General features: G+C 47.8%; 17 protein-coding genes. 8 read left to right on the forward strand and 9 right to left on the reverse strand.

What is annotated here, in order from left to right; translation table 11 throughout:
• The first annotated feature begins 369 nt into the window (after nucleotides 1-369).
• Nucleotides 370-1,623 (forward strand): phosphoglycerate kinase, encoded by a 1,254-nt coding sequence (pgk, locus tag E4T81_RS02320; protein WP_135041026.1) that lies wholly within the window; start codon nucleotides 370-372, stop codon nucleotides 1,621-1,623.
• Nucleotides 1,624-1,701: 78 nt separating this feature from the next.
• The gene (locus E4T81_RS02325; protein ID WP_135041028.1) at nucleotides 1,702-2,883 is read left to right on the forward strand and encodes an RsmD family RNA methyltransferase; all 1,182 of its coding nucleotides are present in this window, start codon (nucleotides 1,702-1,704) and stop codon (nucleotides 2,881-2,883) included.
• Between the two features lie 4 nt (nucleotides 2,884-2,887).
• Here the strand turns inward: E4T81_RS02325 and smpB are convergent, their stop codons facing one another.
• A complete protein-coding gene (gene smpB, locus E4T81_RS02330) occupies nucleotides 2,888-3,340 on the reverse strand; it encodes an SsrA-binding protein SmpB (protein WP_135041030.1) in 453 nt (150 codons plus the stop codon).
• Nucleotides 3,341-3,342: 2 nt separating this feature from the next.
• Nucleotides 3,343-3,900, reverse strand: a complete 558-nt coding sequence (locus E4T81_RS02335) for a hypothetical protein (protein WP_135041032.1) — start codon at nucleotides 3,898-3,900, stop codon at nucleotides 3,343-3,345.
• 96 nt (nucleotides 3,901-3,996) lie between these two features.
• Between E4T81_RS02335 and E4T81_RS02340 the strand changes: the two genes are divergently transcribed.
• Entirely contained in the window at nucleotides 3,997-4,428 is a 432-nt protein-coding gene (locus tag E4T81_RS02340) for a DUF5606 domain-containing protein (protein WP_135041034.1), read from the forward strand.
• A gap of 71 nt (nucleotides 4,429-4,499) precedes the next feature.
• Here E4T81_RS02340 and lon read toward each other — a convergent pair whose 3' ends face one another.
• The 6 genes from lon to E4T81_RS02370 all read right to left on the reverse strand — a co-directional run bounded on the left by lon (nucleotide 4,500) and on the right by E4T81_RS02370 (nucleotide 14,018).
• Nucleotides 4,500-6,923: an endopeptidase La gene (gene lon, locus E4T81_RS02345; protein WP_135041036.1), complete on the reverse strand. Its 2,424-nt coding sequence runs from the start codon at nucleotides 6,921-6,923 to the stop codon at nucleotides 4,500-4,502.
• Nucleotides 6,924-6,977: 54 nt separating this feature from the next.
• Nucleotides 6,978-8,282, reverse strand: a complete 1,305-nt coding sequence (gene thrC / locus E4T81_RS02350) for a threonine synthase (RefSeq protein WP_135041038.1) — start codon at nucleotides 8,280-8,282, stop codon at nucleotides 6,978-6,980.
• A gap of 4 nt (nucleotides 8,283-8,286) precedes the next feature.
• Nucleotides 8,287-9,495 (reverse strand): cofactor-independent phosphoglycerate mutase, encoded by a 1,209-nt coding sequence (locus tag E4T81_RS02355; protein ID WP_135041040.1) that lies wholly within the window; start codon nucleotides 9,493-9,495, stop codon nucleotides 8,287-8,289.
• A 33-nt stretch (nucleotides 9,496-9,528) separates the two neighbouring features.
• Nucleotides 9,529-11,964 (reverse strand): bifunctional aspartate kinase/homoserine dehydrogenase I, encoded by a 2,436-nt coding sequence (thrA, locus tag E4T81_RS02360; RefSeq protein ID WP_135041042.1) that lies wholly within the window; start codon nucleotides 11,962-11,964, stop codon nucleotides 9,529-9,531.
• A gap of 231 nt (nucleotides 11,965-12,195) precedes the next feature.
• Nucleotides 12,196-12,591, reverse strand: coding sequence for a lipocalin-like domain-containing protein (locus tag E4T81_RS02365; protein WP_167761591.1), 396 nt, complete (start codon nucleotides 12,589-12,591; stop codon nucleotides 12,196-12,198).
• The gene (locus E4T81_RS02370; protein WP_245206988.1) at nucleotides 12,588-14,018 is read right to left on the reverse strand and encodes a capsule assembly Wzi family protein; all 1,431 of its coding nucleotides are present in this window, start codon (nucleotides 14,016-14,018) and stop codon (nucleotides 12,588-12,590) included. The genes E4T81_RS02365 and E4T81_RS02370 overlap by 4 nt, the downstream gene beginning before the upstream one ends.
• 306 nt (nucleotides 14,019-14,324) lie before the next feature.
• Between E4T81_RS02370 and E4T81_RS02375 the strand changes: the two genes are divergently transcribed.
• The 5 genes from E4T81_RS02375 to E4T81_RS02395 all read left to right on the forward strand — a co-directional run bounded on the left by E4T81_RS02375 (nucleotide 14,325) and on the right by E4T81_RS02395 (nucleotide 21,019).
• Nucleotides 14,325-14,999, forward strand: a complete 675-nt coding sequence (locus E4T81_RS02375) for a DUF6249 domain-containing protein (protein WP_135041048.1) — start codon at nucleotides 14,325-14,327, stop codon at nucleotides 14,997-14,999.
• A complete protein-coding gene (locus tag E4T81_RS02380) occupies nucleotides 14,989-15,516 on the forward strand; it encodes an RNA polymerase sigma factor (protein ID WP_245206989.1) in 528 nt (175 codons plus the stop codon). The genes E4T81_RS02375 and E4T81_RS02380 overlap by 11 nt, the downstream gene beginning before the upstream one ends.
• Nucleotides 15,517-15,535: 19 nt before the next feature.
• A complete protein-coding gene (locus E4T81_RS02385; RefSeq protein WP_135041050.1) occupies nucleotides 15,536-15,871 on the forward strand; it encodes a hypothetical protein in 336 nt (111 codons plus the stop codon).
• 274 nt (nucleotides 15,872-16,145) lie between these two features.
• Nucleotides 16,146-18,713 (forward strand): hypothetical protein, encoded by a 2,568-nt coding sequence (locus E4T81_RS02390; RefSeq protein ID WP_135041052.1) that lies wholly within the window; start codon nucleotides 16,146-16,148, stop codon nucleotides 18,711-18,713.
• Between the two features lie 149 nt (nucleotides 18,714-18,862).
• A complete protein-coding gene (locus tag E4T81_RS02395; protein ID WP_135041054.1) occupies nucleotides 18,863-21,019 on the forward strand; it encodes a translation factor GTPase family protein in 2,157 nt (718 codons plus the stop codon).
• 75 nt (nucleotides 21,020-21,094) lie between these two features.
• On the opposite strand, the gene E4T81_RS02400 is transcribed toward E4T81_RS02395, so the two are convergent.
• Nucleotides 21,095-21,841 (reverse strand): MIP/aquaporin family protein, encoded by a 747-nt coding sequence (locus E4T81_RS02400; RefSeq protein ID WP_135041056.1) that lies wholly within the window; start codon nucleotides 21,839-21,841, stop codon nucleotides 21,095-21,097.

Below are 21,841 nucleotides of genomic sequence, written 5' to 3' on the forward strand. Positions count from 1 at the left end.
GTCTGAAGTGTGAAACAGCGGTCATTATTTTCACGAAAAAAATGACCGCTGCCACATAGTATAGATTAATATCTCTTAATCTCAAACATTACAAAGATACAAGTAATAATCCACTAAATAAAACGCCATAACGCTGCCCGACAAGCCAATATGCAGGTTTTATAGATTATCTTGCAGCATACGGTTAACAAGCGGTAAAATTATCTTGTCAAAAAAAGTCGCCGCCGACTGCCCCGTTAAGTAATTTTAGCGTATCAGAATGACATATTCACATCCGTAAGCGCTGTCAATTCATAAAATTACACTATATTTGCACTGCGTAAATGTAGATTGAAAAGACATTATTTGACTCTTAATATATTAACCAAGATGCAAAAGATTGACAATTACAATTTTGCCGGTAAGAAGGCAATAGTCAGAGTAGACTTCAATGTACCTCTGGATGAGAATGGCAAGATTACCGATGATACCCGTATCCGCGGTGCTCTCCCCACCCTCAAAAAAATTCTTGAAGATGGCGGAAGCCTGATCATCATGTCACACATGGGCAAGCCCAAAGGCAAGGTTAATCCGAAATTCTCTCTCGCTCAGATTAAAGATGACGTAGCTAAGGCTCTCGGTCGTGATGTTAAATTTGCGCCTGACTGCGCTAACGCAGAGGAAGCCGCAGCCAACCTGAAGCCGGGTGAAGTGCTTCTTCTCGAAAACCTCCGTTTCTATCCTGAAGAAGAAGGCAAGCCCGTAGGTATCGACAAAGAAGATCCCGCTTACGAAGCTGCCAAGAAAGAGATGAAAGAGCGTCAGAAGGAATTTGCCAAGAAGCTTGCAAGCTATGCTGACGTATATGTAAACGATGCATTCGGAACAGCTCACCGCAAACACGCCTCTACCGCTGTCATCGCCGACAACTTCGCTCCTGAAAACAAGATGCTCGGCTACCTGATGGAAAAGGAAGTACAGGCTGTCGACAACATCCTCAAAGATATCAAGCGTCCGTTCACCGCTATCATGGGCGGCTCTAAGGTTTCCACCAAAATCGGTATCATCGAGAACCTCATGGACAAGGTTGACAACCTAATCCTCTGTGGTGGCATGACCTACACATTTGCAAAAGCTCAGGGTGGCAAAATCGGCAAATCAATCGTTGAAGACGACAAGCTTGACCTTGCGCTTGACATCATCAAGAAAGCTAAGGAAAAGGGTGTAAATCTTATCCTCGGCACCGACTGTGTAGCAGCCAATGACTTCAGCAACGACGCAGAGACAATGATATGCCCCTGCAACGACATACCTGACGGCTGGGAAGGTCTTGACGCAGGTCCTGAAACCCGTAAGGCTTTTGCCGAGGCTATCCGTCCGTCAAAGACTATCCTCTGGAACGGTCCTGCAGGCGTATTTGAGTTTGACAACTTCACTGCCGGCTCACGCGCAATCGCAGAAGCAATCGTAGAAGCTACCAACAACGGAGCGTTCTCGCTTGTAGGCGGTGGTGACTCTGTAGCTTGCGTTAACAAGTTTGGTCTTGCCGACCAGGTTTCTTATGTTTCTACCGGCGGTGGCGCTCTTCTTGAGGCTATCGAAGGCAAGATTCTCCCCGGCGTAGCTGCAATCCAGGGCAAATAATAGGAAAATCAATTATAACGAGGATGCGTCGGTCTTTTTAATTGACGCATCCTCTTTCTTTTATACAGAAATCTTACAATGATAGGTCAAGACGATAAAGAAATGCTTGAATGGGTGGAGACGCATATCAATGAGGATCCCATAAAACTCAGGCTGAAATATAGCGGCAAACTGCCGTGGCTGGACATGGCTTTACTGCAGATCGAATGTCGCAGAAAAGCCAGAAAAAAGCTGCCTGACACCTTGAAATGTAAAGATTTCATATTTCCCACCCTACTTTCCGAGGAGCAATGCACAAGCGACATGCTTGCCGAATTTCACGCATCACTGATTGACGAGGGGACGACTGTGGCCGACCTCACCGGCGGACTTGGCATAGACACATTCCATATAGCAGCCCGCGCCTCGGCCGTGACCGTGACGGAGCAGAATCCGGTTGTCGCTGAAGCATTACGTCACAACGCCAAAGCCCTTGGCAAAGGGAATGTAGAGGTAATCAATGATGATTGCGGTAATTTCCTTGATTCTACCGACAGGCACTATGACATCATGTTCATAGATCCGGCACGAAGAGGAGCGGCAGGAGAAAGGGTCTACCGTCTTTCCGACTGTACCCCAGACGTGACAGCACTGCTCCCGCTGATTGCAAAGAAATCAGGCAGGCTCATACTAAAGGCGTCACCGATGCTTGACATAACGCAGGTATTGCGCGAGCTTCCGGCTACGACCGACCTGTATGTCGTAGGCACGGCTACCGAATGTAAAGAGATGGTTGCCGACATATCATTCGATGCCGGAAAAAAGACACCGGAGATACACCTGTGGACTCCGGATAAAAAATTTACATTCACTCAAGAAGAAGAGAGCGGAGCTACGGCAAACTATGACCTTCCGGCGGCCGGAGGATACCTGTATGAACCCGGAGCCACACTGATGAAAGCGGCGCCCTACAAATTATTGTCACAGCGTTTCGGCGTCAGCAAGCTACACCATAACACCCACCTGTATTACTCTCCGTCGCTAATCGACGGCTTTCCGGGAGAAGCGTGGCATATTGACCGTGTAGCCGAATTTTCCTCGGGAGAGCTGAAAAGACTCGCCAAAGAATATCCGAGGATAAATGTCGCAGTGCGCAACTTCGACTATACAGCCGACTGGCTCAGGAAGAAGCTAAAAGTAAAAGACGGTGACGACAGGCGCCTTATCGGCACAACGCTTTGCGACGGCAGCAAGGCAATGCTGATACTTTCACGTCCTTAGAGCCCTATTTTTCAAACATCCGCGCCATATTGCGCTTATCCTCACGCTCCTTTATCGACTGACGCTTGTCATACTCTTTCTTGCCTCGACCGATGCCTATCACCAGCTTGGCAAGACCTCGCTCATTTATAAACAGTCGCATCGGCACGATAGTAAAGCCTGACTCTTTGCCGTTTTTTTCAAGTTTGGCTATCTCTTTCTTATTAAGAAGAAGCTTGCGGTCGCGGCGCTCAGCATGATTATTGTATGTCCCGTAAAAATATTCGGCAATATACATGTTCTTAATCCAAACCTCACCGTTGTTTACGTAACAGAACGTGTCGACCAGACTTGCCTTTCCAAGCCTCAGTGACTTGATTTCAGTTCCGGTAAGCACGATGCCGGCTGTAAAAGTGTCGGATATGGCGTAATCAAATGTCGCCCTGCGGTTTTTTATATTGATATCTTTGCTGTTCATAATCAATTGGCATAAGGTATTACCTTATTAAACAAAATTTCGAGCACATATGGCATTACAAGTATAGCCACCGATGCAATAAAAATAAATGTGAAGCTCCGCTCTTCCATTACAGCCAGATAGCGCCGACCCATCCACATCACGACAATTGTGAACAACGGAAGAAACTGCACAATCGACAATTCTGTAGGAAGACAGTTGGATACTATTTTTATAAGCGCCAATAGAGAAATATTATATAATGCAAATGTATGATATTTCTTTTCATTAGGCTCTCCGTCCACCACCTTGCCGAGAAAAATCGCAAACAGGAACGAGGCGAGGAAATATGACACAAAATATTTCACAAACGTTATTATCGCTCCTTGAATCAGTGTGGCCATTCCAAGGTCGGCGTCATACAGCCGACATATGAAGACAGAACACGCCGTAACACCAAGCAAGGGATAAAAACCGTCGGAACATATCTTGCGCGGTTCTTCCCCGACAGCAGCTATATCCTCCCAGCCCTTTGCCGGAGAAATTATCAATTGTATAAGGCAAGTAAGAAACTTCAGCATCTCAATCTATTTTGGGATAGCAAAGTTAGCAATATATCTCCAAAAAATTGTAATTTTGTAATTGCGAAATATAAATTCAAAATATAAATAACGACAATGTTGAAGACAATTTTGGCAATTTCCGGAAAGCCCGGACTTTTCAAGCTTGTAAGCCAGGGAAAAAACATGCTTATCGTCGAGTCGCTCTCTACCGGTAAGCGCACTCCTGCATACGCTCATGACAAAGTAATCTCACTTGGCGACATCGCTATCTACACAGTAGACGAAGATGTTCCCCTTACCTCTGTCTTTGAGACTATCAAGGAGAAAAACGATGCTAAGCAGGTCGACGTGAAGTCATTTAAAGATGACCACGAGATTCGCAAATATTTCAAGGAGATACTTCCCGACTTTGATGAAGACCGCGTGTACACCAACGACATCAAGAAAGTATTTAACTGGTACAACCTTCTTGTAGCCGCAGGTATCACCGACTTTGCAGAAAAAGAAGAAGAAACAACTGCCGAAGAAAACAAAGACGCAGAATAAGCAACGCGCCATTAAAAAGCGATAGCCCCTGAGCCGGAAGCTCAGGGGCTATCGCTTTTTTGTATATCAAGTTAAAGTTCAAGAGCGTTGTTCACCTTTTCCGGGAGCAAGGCTATATCAAGCACCTCAAGCACAGTGTTGACATAATGGAAATTCACCCCGGCAACATATACCGCGTCAATATCGGCGATATCCTTCCGGTTTTCATTAGAGAGGATTATATCGGTAATGCCCGCACGCTTTGCCGCAAGAATCTTTTCCTTTATTCCGCCTACAGGAAGCACCTTTCCACGCAATGTAATCTCGCCCGTCATGGCGACACGCGGGCGAATCTTACGCTGGGTAAACGCCGATGCAATAGAAGTCGCCATTGTTATGCCTGCCGACGGTCCATCCTTAGGTATGGCTCCTTCGGGAACATGAAGATGGAGCTGATATTTTTCAAACACCTCTTCAGGAATACCGATTTCGGCAGCATGGCTTTTCACATACTGCAAAGCAATCGCCGCCGACTCCTTCATCACATTACCAAGATTTCCGGTAAGGGTCAGCTTGTCGCCCTTTATTCCGGAGAGTGACGACTCAATGAAAAGAATCTCTCCTCCCACGGCAGTCCATGCCAGTCCCGTCACCACACCGGCAAAATCATTTCCTTCATAGCGGTCCTTGCTGAATCGCTCGACACCGAGAAAATCTTTCAAGTGTTTAGGCTGTATCTTTGACGGCACTTTCTTCCCGAGCATCTTGGCAAGAATGACCTTGCGCACTATCGCCGAAAGCTCCTTTTCAAGCTGCCTTACACCGCTTTCCGAAGTGTATTTCTCGATAATGTCCACAATCGCCTCGGGAGTCACGTTGACATCCTTAGGCTTCAGATTATTCTCCTTGCGCAAAGTAGGAAGGATATGACGGAGCGCAATCTCTACTTTTTCCTCAAGTAGATAACCAGCGAGATTTATTATCTCCATTCGGTCAAGCAACGGCTGCGACAAAGTAGACAGAGTATTGGCAGTAGCGATAAACAGCACTTTTGACAAGTCGTAGTCTACATCTATATAATTGTCATGGAAACGACAATTCTGCTCCGGGTCAAGCACCTCAAGCAATGCAGCCGAGGGGTCGCCTTTAAAGTCACTGCCGATTTTATCGACTTCATCAAGCAATAAGACCGGGTTGGAATCGCCGGCACGCTTGATTGCGTCAATTATACGACCGGGCATCGCCCCTATGTAAGTGCGCCTGTGTCCGCGAATCTCCGCCTCATCATGCATGCCGCCAAGCGACACACGCTGATAAGAACGTCCGAGGGCCGCGGCAATAGAACGTCCGAGAGAAGTCTTTCCGACACCGGGAGGTCCGACAAGACATATTATCGGTGCCTTTCCCGACGGATTATTCATCAACACGGCTATCTGTTCGAGTATACGCTCCTTGACTTTGGCGAGACCGTAATGATCAACATCGAGAGTATCACGGGCAAGTCCGAGGTCGGTATTCAGTTCAGAGTATTTCTCCCACGGCAGATCGAGAAGAGTCTCAAGGTAGCTGAACTGAACTGCATAGTCGGGACTTTGCGGATTCAATCGCCCAAGCTTGTCAAGCTCCTTGTCAAATACCTTGCGCGCCGCCACGCTGAAAGCGACATTCTTCGACCTTTCACGCAATGAATCACGGTCATCATCGCTGTCACCGTAAAGCTCCTGTCTTATAGCCTCCATCTGCTGGTGCAGGAAAGCCTGACGCTGGTTCTGCTCAAAATTCTCGCGCGCGATTGACTGAATCTTTTGTGTCACCTGCTGCATCCGCTCAAATTCAGTGAGCTCGAGCAATAGCATGCGCGCACGCTCTTTGACCGAATTTTCAACAAGGAGCGCGCCTTTCTTTCCCGACGATATGGGAGCCTGGCTGCATATCAGGTTAATCAGCCCCACGGGTTCAGGATAATTCTGCACGTTATGGGCAAAGTCCTGCGCGCCATCGATATTTTCAAGCATCTTTAGCGTCATGTCTTTTACCGCCTTGACAATAGCGGCAAAAGTCTTGTCGTTGCTTCTTGGCTTTTGCTCCTTAATCAGCTCTACTCGCGCCATCAGCGTCGAGTCAAACGTTATCGTGTCAGACAGCCCGACAACCCTGAATTTCTCACGCGCACGTATAAGTGCGGTGTGCTGCCCGTCAGGCAAATCAAAAATCTTGAGAACATCGGCAACGACTCCATAGGGTTGCAGATTGTCAATACCCGGATTTTCATCCTCAGGATTAAGCTGACACACAACCCCAAGCGGAGTGCCTTTCTCAAAGGCAAGCTTAGCCACTTTCAGCGACTGCTCCCTTACCAGCGACAATGGAGTCGCCACTGTAGGGAAAAGGACAAGATTGCGTGTAGGCAGGATAGGCAATGCCTCCGTGTCAGGAGCGGCATTGAACTTGCCTGAATCAATCTCAATCTGTCCTAATGATATTATGCGTGGATTATCGTTATCTGAATTAGTCATTGTAAAAAGCTGATATTATCTGCATCACTCAATAGCAAAAGGTGTGCCAAAATCTCAGAGTGACATAAGATATTTCTTGAACGCAGGGAACTGCGCGCTCATTTTCACCGTCTCCTTTTTCCCTTTCATAAAGGCGGCAAGGCGGTCGGGCACATTTACAGGCTCACCTGTTATAGCCTCTACCGTTTCCTTGAACTTTGCAGGATGGGCTGTCTCAAGGAATATACCGGTCTCTCCGGGAGCCAGATACTCCGTCAGCGCACGATATGCCACCGCTCCATGAGGATCGAGCAGATAGCCGGTGCGGTCATATGTCTCTTTAAGAGTGGCACGTATCAGGTCATCATCATAGGTGCATCCGCTTATCTCCGCAGCTATGGCATCATGGGAATTACCGTACAGGTCAAGAATACGGGCAAAGTTGGACGGATCACCGACATCCATAGCATTGGCGATAGTAGCCACCGATTTACGCGGGTTATACTTTCCGGTGAGGAGATATTCATAGAACACATCATTACGGTTATTTGCCGCGATAAACCGTTTTATAGGGAGTCCCATGCGTTTTCCGATAAGACCGGCACATATATTGCCGAAATTTCCGCTCGGCACAGCCACAACCACATTGTCAGTCTTCTCCCCCATCCTTATCAACTGCGCATAAGCATGAAAATAATAAAACATCTGCGGGATAAAACGAGCCACATTGATTGAATTGGCGGAGGTAAGCTTCATCTTTTCATTAAGCTCCTTGTCCATGAATGCCGACTTGACAAGAGCCTGACAGTCATCAAAGGTCCCATCTACCTCGATAGCAGTGATATTTGAGCCGAGAGTCGTGAACTGAGCTTCCTGAATCTTGCTTACCTTATCTTTAGGATAGAGGACAAACACCTTTACCCCGGGGACATTGAGAAATCCGTTTGCCACGGCACTGCCTGTATCGCCTGATGTAGCCACAAGCACATTTACATCACCCTCGCTGTCGGCGGCATTAAAATGCCCGAGCAGACGGGCCATAAATCGAGCGCCCACATCTTTAAACGCGAGTGTAGGACCATGAAACAGCTCCAATGAATAGCGTCTGTCATCCACCTTAACCAGCGGAATCTCGAAATTCAGAGTGTCGTTGACTATTGTCTTTAGAGTTTCGGAATCTATGTCTTCGCCAAAAAGTGTATTAGCTACCACATAAGCGATGTCGGTAAGCGACATTTCCCCTATATGATTGAAAAAAGCCTTGGGGATAGTGGCTATGCGTTCAGGCATGTATAGCCCGCGGTCAGGGGCAAGCCCCCTCACTACGGCATCCTGAAGTGTTGTAAATTCTGATTGACGGTTAGTGCTGTAATATCTCATTGTATCATTTCATTAACAGGTTCATAAATTCATCACCGGACACTGTGCCATAAGCACCCTGCGACGCGCTGCGTTCAGAAAACGAAGTAACATCGTCAGGTGTCATACCCGGCTTGTAGATGAGAAACGGCACCGGCTCCGAAGTGTGGGTGCGCAGCCGGCATGGAGTAGGATGATCGGGCAGTACGGCAATAGCCAGAGGTTCGCCAAAAGACTCCGACGCCTCGACAATCGGTGACAATATACGCTTGTCAAGATACTCTATCGTGCGCTTTTTCAGCTCTATATCACCCTCATGTCCCGCCTCATCACTCGCCTCGACATGAAGAAACACGAAATCGGCGCCATTACGCAACGCGTCGATTGCAGCCTCCGCCTTGCCTTCATAATTAGTATCATAAAGCCCTGTGGCTCCTTCGACATCAATCCTTCGCAATCCCGCATAGGCACCGATGCCAAATATCAGGTCGACAGCCGAAATAACAACTCCGTCTTTAACAGGAAACTTTTCCGACAGCGGCTTCATCAATGGACGGTATCCGGGCGACCAGGGCCATATGCTGTTGGCGGGGTCTTTCCCTTCAGCCTGACGCTTTAGATTCACCGGATGACCGGCAAGAAATTTCTGTGATTTCAGAATCAGGTTGTTTATAAGCTCTGCCGTCGGTTCAGCCTCTGCCACGTCAGCCTTTACCATAACATCGGCAAACGGAGTGCCGGGGACATCGTGAGGCGGCGTGCATGTGACTCTTTTATCGCCATTCTTTATAAGCATGAGATGACGATAGGAAACTCCGGGATAAAATGTCACCACGTCATCACCAAGTTCTTTACCAAGATCGGCAATAAGCTGTGACGCTTCCTCTGTCGAGATGTGACCGCCGGAATGATTCTTTATCTTTCCGTCGGAAACGGTTATAAGATTACACCGCATAGCCATGTATCCTTCCGGCACATCAACGCCCATGCTTGCCGCCTCCAGGACACCACGTCCCTCAAACGAGGTAGTCACATCATAGCCGAGCACTGTCATATTGGCTACCTCGCTGCCGGGATGAAAGCCGGCAGGAACAGTTACAAACCTGCCTACACGACCCTCGCGCGCCAGGCGGTCCATGACAGGAGTCCCGGCAGCCTCAAGCGGCGTCTTGCCGCCAAGCTCAGCCAGCGGCTCATCAGCCATTCCGTCGCCTAATACTATTATATACTTCATAAGATATTCAACATTAGTCTGCTTAACTTGTCATCAACGGATATTGGCGATTCCGATAATGTCGGAAAACACTCCGGCAGCCGTAACTTCAGCACCGGCACCATACCCCTTGATTACCATAGGATACTCATTATAGCGTTCGGTAGTAATCAATATCACATTGTTACTTCCTTCAAGATGATAAAACGGATGTACCGAATCCACTTTCTGCAGCCCCACACTTGTAACGCCGTTGTCAAGCCGCGCTACAAAGCGGAAATGTTCGCCTGCGTCCTGCGCTTCAGCCCGCTGACGTTCAAAATCGGCATCTATCTCAGTGATATTGCGATAGAAATCCTCGATAGTGCCAAGGAAATATTTCTCAGGGATAAACAGATGAGCCTCAACGTCATCCTGCTCTACCTTGTAGCCTGCCTCACGGGCAAGAATTACAAGCTTGCGTATTACATCCTTGCCGCTGAGGTCAGTCCTTGGATCAGGCTCGCTGTAACCTGCCTCCTGCGCCATCTTTATCGCACGGCTCATAGGCACCTCGCGGCTAAGTACATTAAAGATGTAGTTTAACGTGCCGCTCACCACTGCTTCAATCTTCAGTATCCTGTCACCGGAATTGATAAGATTGTTAATCGTGTTTATTATCGGCAATCCCGCACCCACATTGGTTTCAAAAAGAAACTTGACATCTTTCTTATGGGTTATACGCTTCAGTCGCTCATAGTCCTCATATTTTCCGGAAGCGGCGATCTTGTTTGCCGCCACGACATTGACGTTATGGTCAAGCAGATCGGCATACAGGGATGCAATCTCAGGGCTTGACGTACAGTCGACAAACACCGAGTTGAATATATTCATCCCGATAACACCGTTACGGATATTTTCAGGAGTGGCGACTATATCGGAAGCCTCAAGACGTTCATTGTAATTTTCAGTATCTATACCCTCGCGGTCGAAGACACACTTGCGGGAATTGGCAATTCCGACAAGGCGCAAACGCAGAGCCTTGTTTTCAAGCAAGTTGGCTTGCTGGGCATGAATCTGCGACAATAGATTTCTACCTACATTTCCTATTCCGACAACAAACAGGTTTAAGACCTGAGTGTCAGAGAGGAAAAAACTGTCATGAATTACATTCAGAGCTTTACGCAGGTTGTTGTGCTCGATTACAAAAGAGATGTTGGTCTCCGATGCACCTTGCGCACACGCGATAACGCTTATACCGTTACGACCGAGAGTATTGAACAGCTTGCCGGCAATACCGGTGGTGTGCTTCATGTTTTCACCCACGATAGCGACAGTCGCGAGATTGGGCTCGGCAATTATATCGCTTAGCGAACCCGCCTGAAGCTCCGGGGCAAACTGCTCTCTAAGCACTTCAATAGCATGGTCGGCATCGGCATTGCGCACAGCAAACGAGGTGTTGTTTTCACTCGCCGCCTGGCTGACGAGAAATACCGATATGCCATTCTTGGCAAGAGTATTGAAAATTCGTGAGTTAATACCGATCACACCCACCATACCAAGACCCTGCACCGTTATGAGGCAGGTGTCGTTGATTGACGATATGCCCTTGATAGCCTTTCCTTCAGGTGAAGGATGCTGTTCACTTATACACGTGCCGGGAGCCGACGGGTTAAACGTGTTTTTAATCCAGATCGGTATATTTTTATGAAACACCGGATAAATCGTAGGCGGATAGATGACCTTGGCGCCGAAATTACAAAGCTCCATAGCCTCCGTAAACGACAGATGGTCGATGACGAGCGCTCCGTTGATGACACGCGGGTCAGCTGTCATAAAGCCGTCAACATCGGTCCAGATTTCAAGCACCGAGGCGTCAAGAGCAGCGGCAAGTATGGCGGCGGTATAATCAGAGCCTCCCCTGCCGAGATTGGTCACGTTTCCGTCTCGGTCACTTGCAATGAATCCGGGAACCAGCGCCACATTGAATTTAAGCTCGTCAAACACCTCATGCACCCGCTTCTGAGTCAAGTCATTGTCAAGCACATGCTTGTTCCACTGCTTTTCGGTCTTGATAAAATTACGGCTGTCAAGATGGATTGCCCCGTTGATTATGCGCGAAATTATCACTGACGACAACCGCTCGCCATAACTTACAATTATGTCAAGCGTGCGGTCACTCAAGTCCTTTATAAGGTTGACACCGCGATATATATTACCGAGTTCTTCAAGCAGCGGGTTAACAATCGACTGCACGTCAAGCCGGCTATGTTCAGGCACAATACCGTCTATCACCTTATGATGCCGGTCGACTATGCGGGCATAGCTTTCCAGATAGGAGATGTCGCCCTGAGCCGCAAGTCGCGCAGTGTTGATCAGCTGGTCAGTGATGCCTCCGAGAGCCGACACCACGACTATGACCGACTCAGTCTGTCCTTCGACAATCGATTTTACATTGCGAAGGCTCTCCACCGTTCCGACAGATGTGCCGCCAAATTTCAATACTTTCATTTCCAGTTACAATCTTTAATAATTACAAGCAATTATTAATTAGTTTTTAATGTCTTTTCAAGCAACCCGAAAAGCCGGTGAACACTCATCTGCCCTTAATCATGATTTCATTTCAGTCAATCAACAATTTTTGCAGGTTGCTTATCGTTTTGTCACGATTTTATTGATTATGCAAAGTTAATGTAAATTAGATTCTAAAAAAAGCTATCAATTAACTAAATGCACGATTAATCAGAATTTCCTTAATTCAAGATGGGCATAATCCGATTCCAAGGTCATATTTCCGCTTGTCAGGCGCAGTATCCTGAACGTGGTGACCGTGTTGTTCATGCCCCAGGGATTGAGTTCTGACGCAGTGGCATAAGGAGCCTCAAGTTTCAGCTCATCGCCTTCATATATCATGTTGCCGGCGATTCTATTGCCTGGACGCTGCAGATTGAATGTATGGAGAAAGAGGCAGTAATATGTCGACTCCGGATTAACCACAGTGCCATCGGCATATTCAATACTCATAACTTGCCACATTCCGTCAAGGTCCCCGTTAATCGAACGCTTACGACACGAGCTGACAGTCAAGGCGAACACCGCCGCCATTAACAATATCAATATTTTATTGGTCATTTTCATAGCCATCCTGTTTTTCTAATAGTTAACATCACTCCGAAGCTTCTTCCAAGCAGTCCTCCGGCATCACCGCCGACCGAGAGGATTCCCGCTCCGCCGTTAAACCATCGCGGATTATAGGTGACCTCAAGAAGACCGTTGTAATTATTCTTTACCTCCGGGTAGGGGTTGTCATATGTACCCCAATTTCGCGAGTAGCTCAGCAACACTCGATAGCCAAGCTCGGGCAGCGGCTGCCCCATGAAACCGACATGATGGGCAATGACACGGCTGTCCTTGAAAGCAATCGTGCCGTCACGATTATATATAGGCGACAGAAGCAACGGATTGCCGATGCCCATGCCCCAGTGCTGCCATCCTGTATAAATACCATGATTATAGTAGTTGTCCCTGCCGCTCACCTGCTCGGGGATTTTTGAGTCATGGTCCCAATATACCGAGCCACTCTGATCCTTGGTATATAGAAACTCATACACCAGCTGCGACACCACCGGATTACGCGGGAAATTAACCTCCAGTCCCCATAATCCGTCGCGCCACTCGTAGTCAAATGTCATCTGCGAATGATCCTCGAAGAAATGGTTATAGTAGAGCCCCACTCCCCACTCCGGAGAGATGTTCCATCCTATTTTCGCATCCCAGCTGCCTACATGATTGCCATACACATTGGTCTGCTCGGCAACGGGAGTGTCACTGCCTCCGGCCGACGGATAAAACACCTTTATTATATCCTTGAATCCGTTAGGCATGTCTATCACCTTGTCGCCGGTGATGGACTTACCGCCAAACTGCGCCGCCATTTCAAGTCCGCCCTCAAACCACACAGGGAATTTATCCGGATTGCCAACTTTTACAAAAAGAGCCTTGGAATGATACAGCACATGCTCTGTGCGCTTGCTCCCGGGTGCTGCAAACGATTTCTGCCAGCGGTCGTCGGCAAACATACCGTAGGCTACATATCCTTTGACGGCAAGCCAGTTTGCCGTTCCCGGAATCGCGGTATAACGAGGAATGCCGGCGCGTATCTGCGGTATCGGCCGCGCATTGCCTGAATAAAGCAGATTGCCGCTACCGAGCTGACGGTTATTGAATTCATAATTAAGATTTTCCTTACTGCCGACAGTGAGCCCGAGACACCGGTACTTGATTTCGGCATAAAGCTGCTGTATTATAAACGATGAGCTGAAATTGTAAGCGCCGGCAAGATCAACGCCCGCGCCCCACGAAAATCTCTTCTCAGGCTCTATCTCACGAAACATGCCTACACGCAGGTATCCGTTGTTTTTTTCAATCGACGCAAGCCCGTCACGGTTGTTCAAGAGCCAAAAGGGTGTGTTTTCACCGGTGCTGACACTGACCGCGCCCTCCACCTTGTAATAAAGTCCGTCAATAGCAAATGTCTCAGGCACACACGCAAACAGTGCGCACATGCTTAAAAACAATGATCTCGTCAATAATCTCATAAATAATTAAGTAACTCTTAAAAATTAGTTTATAGTCAATCATTTTAAGCAACCCTACCCGACTGAAATCACTCTGATTACGCGACCGGCAACAGAGAAATATCCCGGAAACAGACCATAACGACATATCAGCCTACTTTTTGCGAGCTACTTAATAATATATTCCGATGCAAAGTTACTACTTTTGCAAAAATATAATCTCCATTGTGCAACCTTTTTATCATTTGCCGCATCTAATAGGCAAACAACGCTAAAAATTAATAGTTTATTAATATGAAATTTTTTATTTTACCCCTCCTTGCAACGATGCTTATCTCTCTTGCCTCATGTGACAATTTTAATGACGACAGTGAGATGATGGCAAAAGAAATATCAGAGCAACTGACCGAAAGCCTGAAGTCACTCAACGACTCTTCTTTCAACGACATCGTGATCACGTCAGTAAACAATGGCAGCCAATCTGACATAAAGGTCAACACTTCTGAAGTGACAGCCGACGAAAAGGGCAACCTTTATATCAGTATCTCCGCAAATAAAGAACCTGACTATTCCGGTGAATGGTGGGTAAGCATCGTGGCAATACTGGCAGTAGCCTTGATGTTCGGCGGCCCGCTGTTTCTGGTATTTATCGTGTGCCACTTCATTTACAAGAGCAAGCGCGACCGAAACCGCGTCATAATGGAGTCAATAGCCTCAGGTCATACACTTCCCGACCGCTTCTACAACATCCCCGACCGAAAGCCACGCTTACAGCCGGCAGTCAACTATCTCACATGGAGCGCAGGATTTTTTGCCTTCTTCATCATTAACGGCAAGACTGCTGCGGCTATGCTTACTTTGATTCCGTTTATAATCGGAGTAGGCAAACTCGCATCCTATATAATCTCGACGCGTAAAAACAAAGACAGCGACAACGACTCAACCACTTTCTGCGATAATGCTGACTAAATGGGAAGAACTTCGCCTTATTGCCCGATGTGTCGCCGGCGATGACCGGCGCGCATTTGAGCAACTGGTGGAGGAGTACAATGACGGACTAAGGCGCTTTCTGCTCAACCTCACGCTGGGCGACGCCGCGCTTACCGACGACCTTGCCCAGGAGACATTTATAAAGGTGTATATCTCACTGCGCTCCTATCAAGGTATCGCCCGCTTCCGCACATGGCTCTACCGCATCGCCTATAATGAGTTTTACATGTACGTGAGGCGACGGCGGGAGTCAGGTGAGGATGAGCGCGGCTATGGCAACGTCGCCGACACGGTGTCGCCCTATGACGCCGACGACGCGTCGATGGACGTGGAGCGATGCCTTAAAGTGCTGTCGGAAGCCGAGCGCACAGCAGTGCTGCTCTTTTATCTTGACGACCGCCCTATCAAGGAAATCGCCGACATAATGCAGATGCCACAAGGCACAGTGAAATCTCATCTCTCGAGAGCCAAGGCAAAGATGGCAAAACTGTTTTAACTTCAAATTCTATCTTATTATGAAACATAACGACACCCTGTCAGACCGACATATCAAACAGATTTTTAAGGACAATCTGCCACAGGCACCACGCAACCCCTGGTTTGTGCGGAAAGTAATGAACCGCCTGCCGGCAAAATCAAGCCGCACATACATCTGGATAGAAAATATATCCTACATAATAGCGGCAATCGGGCTTGCCATAGGCTGGATCTATTGCGTGACCGGCATAAAGGAATCTGGAGTCTTTACCGGCGCCGACCTTAAAAATATGGTTGCACTCGGCATCGTAAGCGCAATTATCACCACAAGCTTTCTCGCGCCCCGTGTACGCCGTTGGCTCAACGAAGCCTGATACAGTTAACTACACATTTAACCAAAAAGAGTTAAATGCAATCATTTTATAACTTTCATTAGGTTTTATTCGTAAAAATCATTATCTTTACCGATAGTTGATTATAATTCATATATTTTTCCGAATGAACGACATGAATAATGCCATTGAAAGATTACTCACCGGCGTTTCGATTCTTTTACTTTCGGCAAACATATCTGCCATGTCACCTAAGAAGGTGATAAAGATGACTTAGGAGTATTGCTATGAATTTCCGCAGGAGAAGGCCTACGTGATGACCGACAAGGCAAACTATATCGGGGGCGACACCATATGGTTTCGCGGTTTTGTACTCGACGCGGCATCGCATCAGCCGGTCAATGTAAGCCGTTATCTTTATGTGGAGTTGTGCGACCCTTTCGGCGATGTCGCCCAAAGGGTGATGGTACGCGAAAAAGATGGCATATATTCGGGTTACCTGCCGCTTGACCTCGATATTGCCGACGGCGAATACCAGCTGTCGGCTTACACCAATTTTATGCGAAGCCAGCGTAATGACTATTTCCCGAAAAAATCGCTTCACATCAACAATCTGATGGCACTGAAAAATGAAATTAAAATTGACTGGAATTGCGATACACGAAAGCTTGCGCTTAATCTTATTGACCGCGCATCACAACAACCTGTCAAATATGAAAAGTTCACGCTTATCACTGATGGAGGCAAAGTGTTTACCCCACAGATAAAATCGGGTGACATCACTGTGAAAATAACCCCAAAAGACCTGACTCACGGGTACATAAAGATCTCTTACGATGGTTACAATCAGTTTATAAAGCTGAATGACAACGAAGGAGAAAACTACGACATTACGTTTCATCCTGAAGGGGGATATCTGATTCCGGGCAACGAATGTAATGTGGCATTCAAGGCGATTGGAAAAGACGGCTACGGTAAAGAGACTTCCGGTATTATCGTGGATACCCTTGACAATAAGGTAGCCAACTTCCAAACATTTCATGCAGGTATGGGCTCGACATCTTTTACCCCCGAGAAGGGACAGGTCTACACTGCCGTCAACAATGACGGCAGACGGTTTACTCTTCCTGCGCCTAACGAAACGGCAGCCGCAATTCATGTTGAACGTCTTGACAATGACACTCTGTTTATCGACCTGCTTGGTCAAGTGCCGCAGAATGGTCAGCTCGTGATTCAGCAACGAGGTATCGTGTTATGGTCCGAACCGATAAACGGCAATTACTCTTTCAAGTTTGCCCCATCGGGTGCTCTCTCGGGGATAATGCAGATACTCCTTCTTGATAAAGACATGAACCTATGGAGCGAGAGACTCGTATTTATCGACAATGAAAGAGTAGCCCGTGCAACAGTATCAACTGATAGGGAAAGTTACGGAAACCGCAAGATTGTATGGGCTAAAGCGCAGATTGACACCCTCAAATTAAAAAAAGGTAATTTTGCGGTCAGTGTCACTGACCGTCACTCGGCAATAATCGACACCATGCAGTCTATAAAGACTCAACTTCTATTGTCATCGGACCTGAAAGGGCACATAGAGAATCCCGGATTTTATTTTTCATCAGCCGACAGTGCATTTAAAACACAGGCACTTGACAATCTTATGCTGACCCAAGGATGGCGACGTTATGATCTTCCGGCAGTTCTTAAAGGTCATAAATTGAGTCCGGAATTTCCTATTGAAAAAAGCATGTCAATATCCGGAGCTGTAAAAAGCCGTTGGCGTGAAAAGCCGCTGAAGGGAATCTCCCTTGCCATGATTTCACCTACTACAGGCTATGGCGACATTACTGTTTCAGATAAAGACGGCAAATTTGAGTTTACTAACTTTGAATATCCCGACAGTGCTATATATTATATACAGGCGGTAAATACAAAAGGAGGATTTGAGGACAACATCGTACTTGACCAACCATCTTTCCCCGATATTCCTTATCTGGCGTCAGAACCACAACCTGAAGGAGCGGAGCACTTGATGGACAACCGCATGCGCGCTGAAATGAATCCGATACTGAAGAGCATACTTCTCTCGGAGGTCATTGTTACAGAAAACAAGCTTAAACGCTATAGCGTATGGTATGAAGCCGTGGCAAGAAGCCGATTTGACCCGGACGCACCTGAGAATATTGTAGTCACCACGCTTGAAGACGCAATCAGAAATATTCACGGCATACGCATCGACAACAACGGCAACATCACTCACCGTGGCGGAGTCGTCGGGGTGTTTATTGATGGATTCCAAATTATATCGCAGGATAACCTGACAACGGGGAGCATCTTACCCAATGCCCCGATGCCTAAATTGAGGAAACAAACATCCAAAGGCACAACGCCCGGGATGAAGAATTCATCGGCAAACAATTGGGATTTTCCCCTACCGACTAATGCTACATCCAATATGCTGGATGAAATCGAATTGATGTGTCCCTACTCTTCAATCGCAAGCATCTCGTTTCTTAATTCCGGAGAAGCTGTAGCACTTGGTCCGGGAGCAAGCAACGGAGCATTGATGATACGCACAAGGGATGGCAACGGATTAAATGCAATAAACGAGCATAACCCGCATATCGCGATTGCGAAGCCGCTCGGCTATCAGAAAGCAGCGGAATTTTACTCGCCCAAATATGAGGTGACCGACCGTCCTGACGGCACAGACCTGCGCAGCACCGTCTACTGGAATCCCTGTGTGAGATTTGGCGATGACGGGAAAGCCGATTTCGAGTTTTTCACCACCGACAATCCCAACACATCATATACTATATTTATAGAAGGCATAACCGACGACGGCAGAATCATCACCGGATCATCGCAAATAGAAATAAAATAACTTCAGGCGATTTTGTTCACCCGACATAATATGTTTTGTAACATATAGCAAAAAGTAGGATTTTTCGGAAATATTTAATAATTTGCGATTCGTTAATTAACAGTTAACGAATCGCACTTTTTTAATAACTCTAAAAACTCTCTAATAACATGAAGGTTTATCAAACTAACGAAATCAAGAACATCGCCTTGCTCGGTAGCAAAGGCTCGGGAAAAACCACACTCGCTGAAGCGATGCTTTACGAGTGTGGAGTTATAAAACGTCGCGGCAATGTAGAGTCAGGCAATACGGTCAGTGACTATTTCCCGGTGGAGAAAGAGTATGGTTACTCTGTGTTCTCTACCATTTTTTATGCCGAATTTCTGAACAAGAAGCTTAACGTCATCGACTGCCCGGGTAGCGATGACTTCGTAGGCAACGCTATCACCGCACTCAACGTGACCGATACCGGAGTCATACTCATCGACTCGCAGTATGGTGTAGAGGTGGGCACACAAAACATCTTCCGCACAACCGCTTCACTCAAGAAGCCGGTAATCTTCGCCCTCAATCAGCTTGACGGCGAGAAAGCCGACTATGAAAATGTAATCGAGCAGATGACCGAAATCTTCGGTCCTAAAGTGACGCCCATCCAGTATCCGCTAAATGTGGGCGCCGGCTTCAACGCCATGATCGACGTGCTGCTCATGAAGAAATACTCCTGGGGACCCGACGGCGGAGTGCCCGTAATAGAGGAGATACCCGCCGAAGAGATGGAACGCGCTCAGGAACTCCACCAGAAACTCGTAGAGGCAGCCGCTGAAAATGACGAGACCCTTATGGAGAAATTCTTCGACCAGGGACATCTCACCGAAGATGAAATGCGCGAAGGCATACGTAAAGGACTTGTCGACCGCTCTATATTCCCGGTATTCTGCGTAAGCGCTCTCAAGGACATGGGAGTGCGCCGCATGATGGAATTCCTCGGCAACGTAGTGCCTTTCGTGGAAGATATGCCCGCACCGGTAGATACAGAAGGCGAAGAGGTAAAGCCCGACAGCAACGGCCCGCTGTCACTGTTCATGTTCAAGACAACGGTAGAGCCGCATATTGGTGAGGTAAGTTACTTCAAGGTGATGAGCGGCACGCTCACCCCCGGAGTCGACCTCAACAATGTTGACCGCGAGGCAAAGGAGCGTATCGCGCAGATATTCTGTGTGTGCGGACAGATCAAGACTCCCGTCGACAAGCTTTGCGCAGGCGACATAGGCGCGACCGTGAAACTCAAAGACGCCCGCACCGGCAACACCCTTGATGAAAAAGGTTGTGAATATCGCTTTGACTTCATCAAATATCCCGCACCAAAATATCAGCGTGCCATACGCCCGGTGACTGAAAGCGATGCTGAAAAGCTGAGTGAAATCCTTACCCGCATGCACGAAGAAGACCCGACATGGGTAATCGAGCAATCCAAGGAACTTAAACAGACCATCCTTTCAGGTCAGGGTGAATTCCATCTGCGCACATTGAAATGGCGTGTCGAAAACAACGATAAACTACCCATCGTATTTGACGAGCCTAAAATACCTTATCGCGAGACTATCACCAAGGCGGCACGCGCCGATTATCGTCATAAGAAGCAATCGGGCGGCGCAGGACAGTTTGGCGAGGTTCATCTTATCATCGAGCCTTACACTGAAGGCATGCCAGCTCCCGACACCTACAAATTTGGCAGCCAGGAGTTCAAGATGAATGTGCGCGACACCCAGGAGATACCACTTGAATGGGGAGGCAAGCTGATTGTCCACAACTGTATCGTAGGCGGCGCTATTGACGCCAGGTTCATACCGGCAATCGTGAAAGGATTGATGGACCGCATGGAACAGGGACCGCTCACCGGCTCTTATGCACGCGATGTAAGAGTGTGCATCTATGACGGCAAGATGCATCCGGTTGACTCTAATGAAATATCATTCCGACTCGCCGGTAGAAACGCCTTCAGCGAAGCGTTCCGCAATGCCAACCCGAAGATTCTTGAACCGGTCTATGACGTTGAGGTCATGGTTCCCGCCGATGTGATGGGCGACGTGATGAGCGATCTTCAAGGACGCCGCGCGGTAATCATGGGCATGTCAAGCGAAAACGGCTTTGAAAAGATTCAGGCACGTGTTCCGCTGAAAGAGATGTCATCCTACTCTACCGCGTTAAGTTCGATAACCGGCGGACGGTCATCATTCACAATGAAATTCTCGGCATACGAGCTTGTTCCCGGTGATGTACAGGAAAAACTGCTCAAGGCATATGCCGAAACCAACGCTGACGAATAATTCCACGACACATACCCAAAACTACGAAAGCCGCCCCAAAAGGAGCGGCTTTCGCAATTCTTTATAAAACAGAAATCACAGCATCGACTTTACGGCTGCATAGATTATAGCAGCCACCATTCCGCCTATGAGCGGGCCAAACACCGGTACCCAGCTGTAGCCCCAGTCACTCGATCCCTTATCCCTGATAGGCAAAATCTGATGAGCAATACGCGGACCGAGGTCACGCGCGGGATTTATCGCATAGCCGGTAGTGCCGCCAAGCGACATTCCGATTACAACCACCAGCAGAGACACCGGCAACGCCCCGATAGAACCAAGCCCTACCTGGGAAGAATTGCTGTCGTCACCGATAAAGAGGATGACAAGCACCAGCACTAAAGTGCCCACAATCTCACACACGAGATTACGCCAGTGGTTACGGATAGCCGGAGCTGTCGCAAACACTCCGAGTTTCACCTCGCTGTCGTCGGTCGCATCGAAATGGTCTTTATAAAATATATAGACAAGCACGGCGCCGATAATGCCGCCGAGCATCTGGGACAAGACAAATGGCACCGTCCATGTCCACGGGAATTTCCCGGCTGCTGCAAGTCCTAACGTGACGGCGGGATTAAGGTGTGCCCCCGAGAAAGGGCCCGCGATAAACACGCCACACATCACGGCAAGACCCCATGCAAGGGTTACCACAATCCATCCGGCACCCTCGCCTTTGGACTTGCGCAGGCTGACACATGCACACACCCCGCAGCCAAGAAGAATCATCACCATAGTGCCGAGAAACTCAAACACACATTGCACTAATAACGAAGGAGGCTCCAT

The sequence above is a fragment of the Barnesiella sp. WM24 genome, from assembly GCF_004570975.1.
In the GTDB taxonomy this organism is placed as follows: domain Bacteria; phylum Bacteroidota; class Bacteroidia; order Bacteroidales; family Muribaculaceae; genus Muribaculum.

Bases quoted from the DNA above. Each gene is read 5' to 3' on its own strand.
- pgk (WP_135041026.1), top strand. From the start codon at position 370: ATGCAAAAGATTGACAATTACAATTTTGCCGGTAAGAAGGCAATAGTC.
- E4T81_RS02325 (WP_135041028.1), top strand. From the start codon at position 1,702: ATGATAGGTCAAGACGATAAAGAAATGCTTGAATGGGTGGAGACGCAT.
- smpB (WP_135041030.1), bottom strand. From the start codon at position 3,340: ATGAACAGCAAAGATATCAATATAAAAAACCGCAGGGCGACATTTGAT.
- E4T81_RS02335 (WP_135041032.1), bottom strand. From the start codon at position 3,900: ATGCTGAAGTTTCTTACTTGCCTTATACAATTGATAATTTCTCCGGCA.
- E4T81_RS02340 (WP_135041034.1), top strand. From the start codon at position 3,997: ATGTTGAAGACAATTTTGGCAATTTCCGGAAAGCCCGGACTTTTCAAG.
- lon (WP_135041036.1), bottom strand. From the start codon at position 6,923: ATGACTAATTCAGATAACGATAATCCACGCATAATATCATTAGGACAG.
- thrC (WP_135041038.1), bottom strand. From the start codon at position 8,282: ATGAGATATTACAGCACTAACCGTCAATCAGAATTTACAACACTTCAG.
- E4T81_RS02355 (WP_135041040.1), bottom strand. From the start codon at position 9,495: ATGAAGTATATAATAGTATTAGGCGACGGAATGGCTGATGAGCCGCTG.
- thrA (WP_135041042.1), bottom strand. From the start codon at position 11,964: ATGAAAGTATTGAAATTTGGCGGCACATCTGTCGGAACGGTGGAGAGC.
- E4T81_RS02365 (WP_167761591.1), bottom strand. From the start codon at position 12,591: ATGAAAATGACCAATAAAATATTGATATTGTTAATGGCGGCGGTGTTC.
- E4T81_RS02370 (WP_245206988.1), bottom strand. From the start codon at position 14,018: ATGTGCGCACTGTTTGCGTGTGTGCCTGAGACATTTGCTATTGACGGA.
- E4T81_RS02375 (WP_135041048.1), top strand. From the start codon at position 14,325: ATGAAATTTTTTATTTTACCCCTCCTTGCAACGATGCTTATCTCTCTT.
- E4T81_RS02380 (WP_245206989.1), top strand. From the start codon at position 14,989: ATGCTGACTAAATGGGAAGAACTTCGCCTTATTGCCCGATGTGTCGCC.
- E4T81_RS02385 (WP_135041050.1), top strand. From the start codon at position 15,536: ATGAAACATAACGACACCCTGTCAGACCGACATATCAAACAGATTTTT.
- E4T81_RS02390 (WP_135041052.1), top strand. From the start codon at position 16,146: ATGACCGACAAGGCAAACTATATCGGGGGCGACACCATATGGTTTCGC.
- E4T81_RS02395 (WP_135041054.1), top strand. From the start codon at position 18,863: ATGAAGGTTTATCAAACTAACGAAATCAAGAACATCGCCTTGCTCGGT.
- E4T81_RS02400 (WP_135041056.1), bottom strand. From the start codon at position 21,841: ATGGAGCCTCCTTCGTTATTAGTGCAATGTGTGTTTGAGTTTCTCGGC.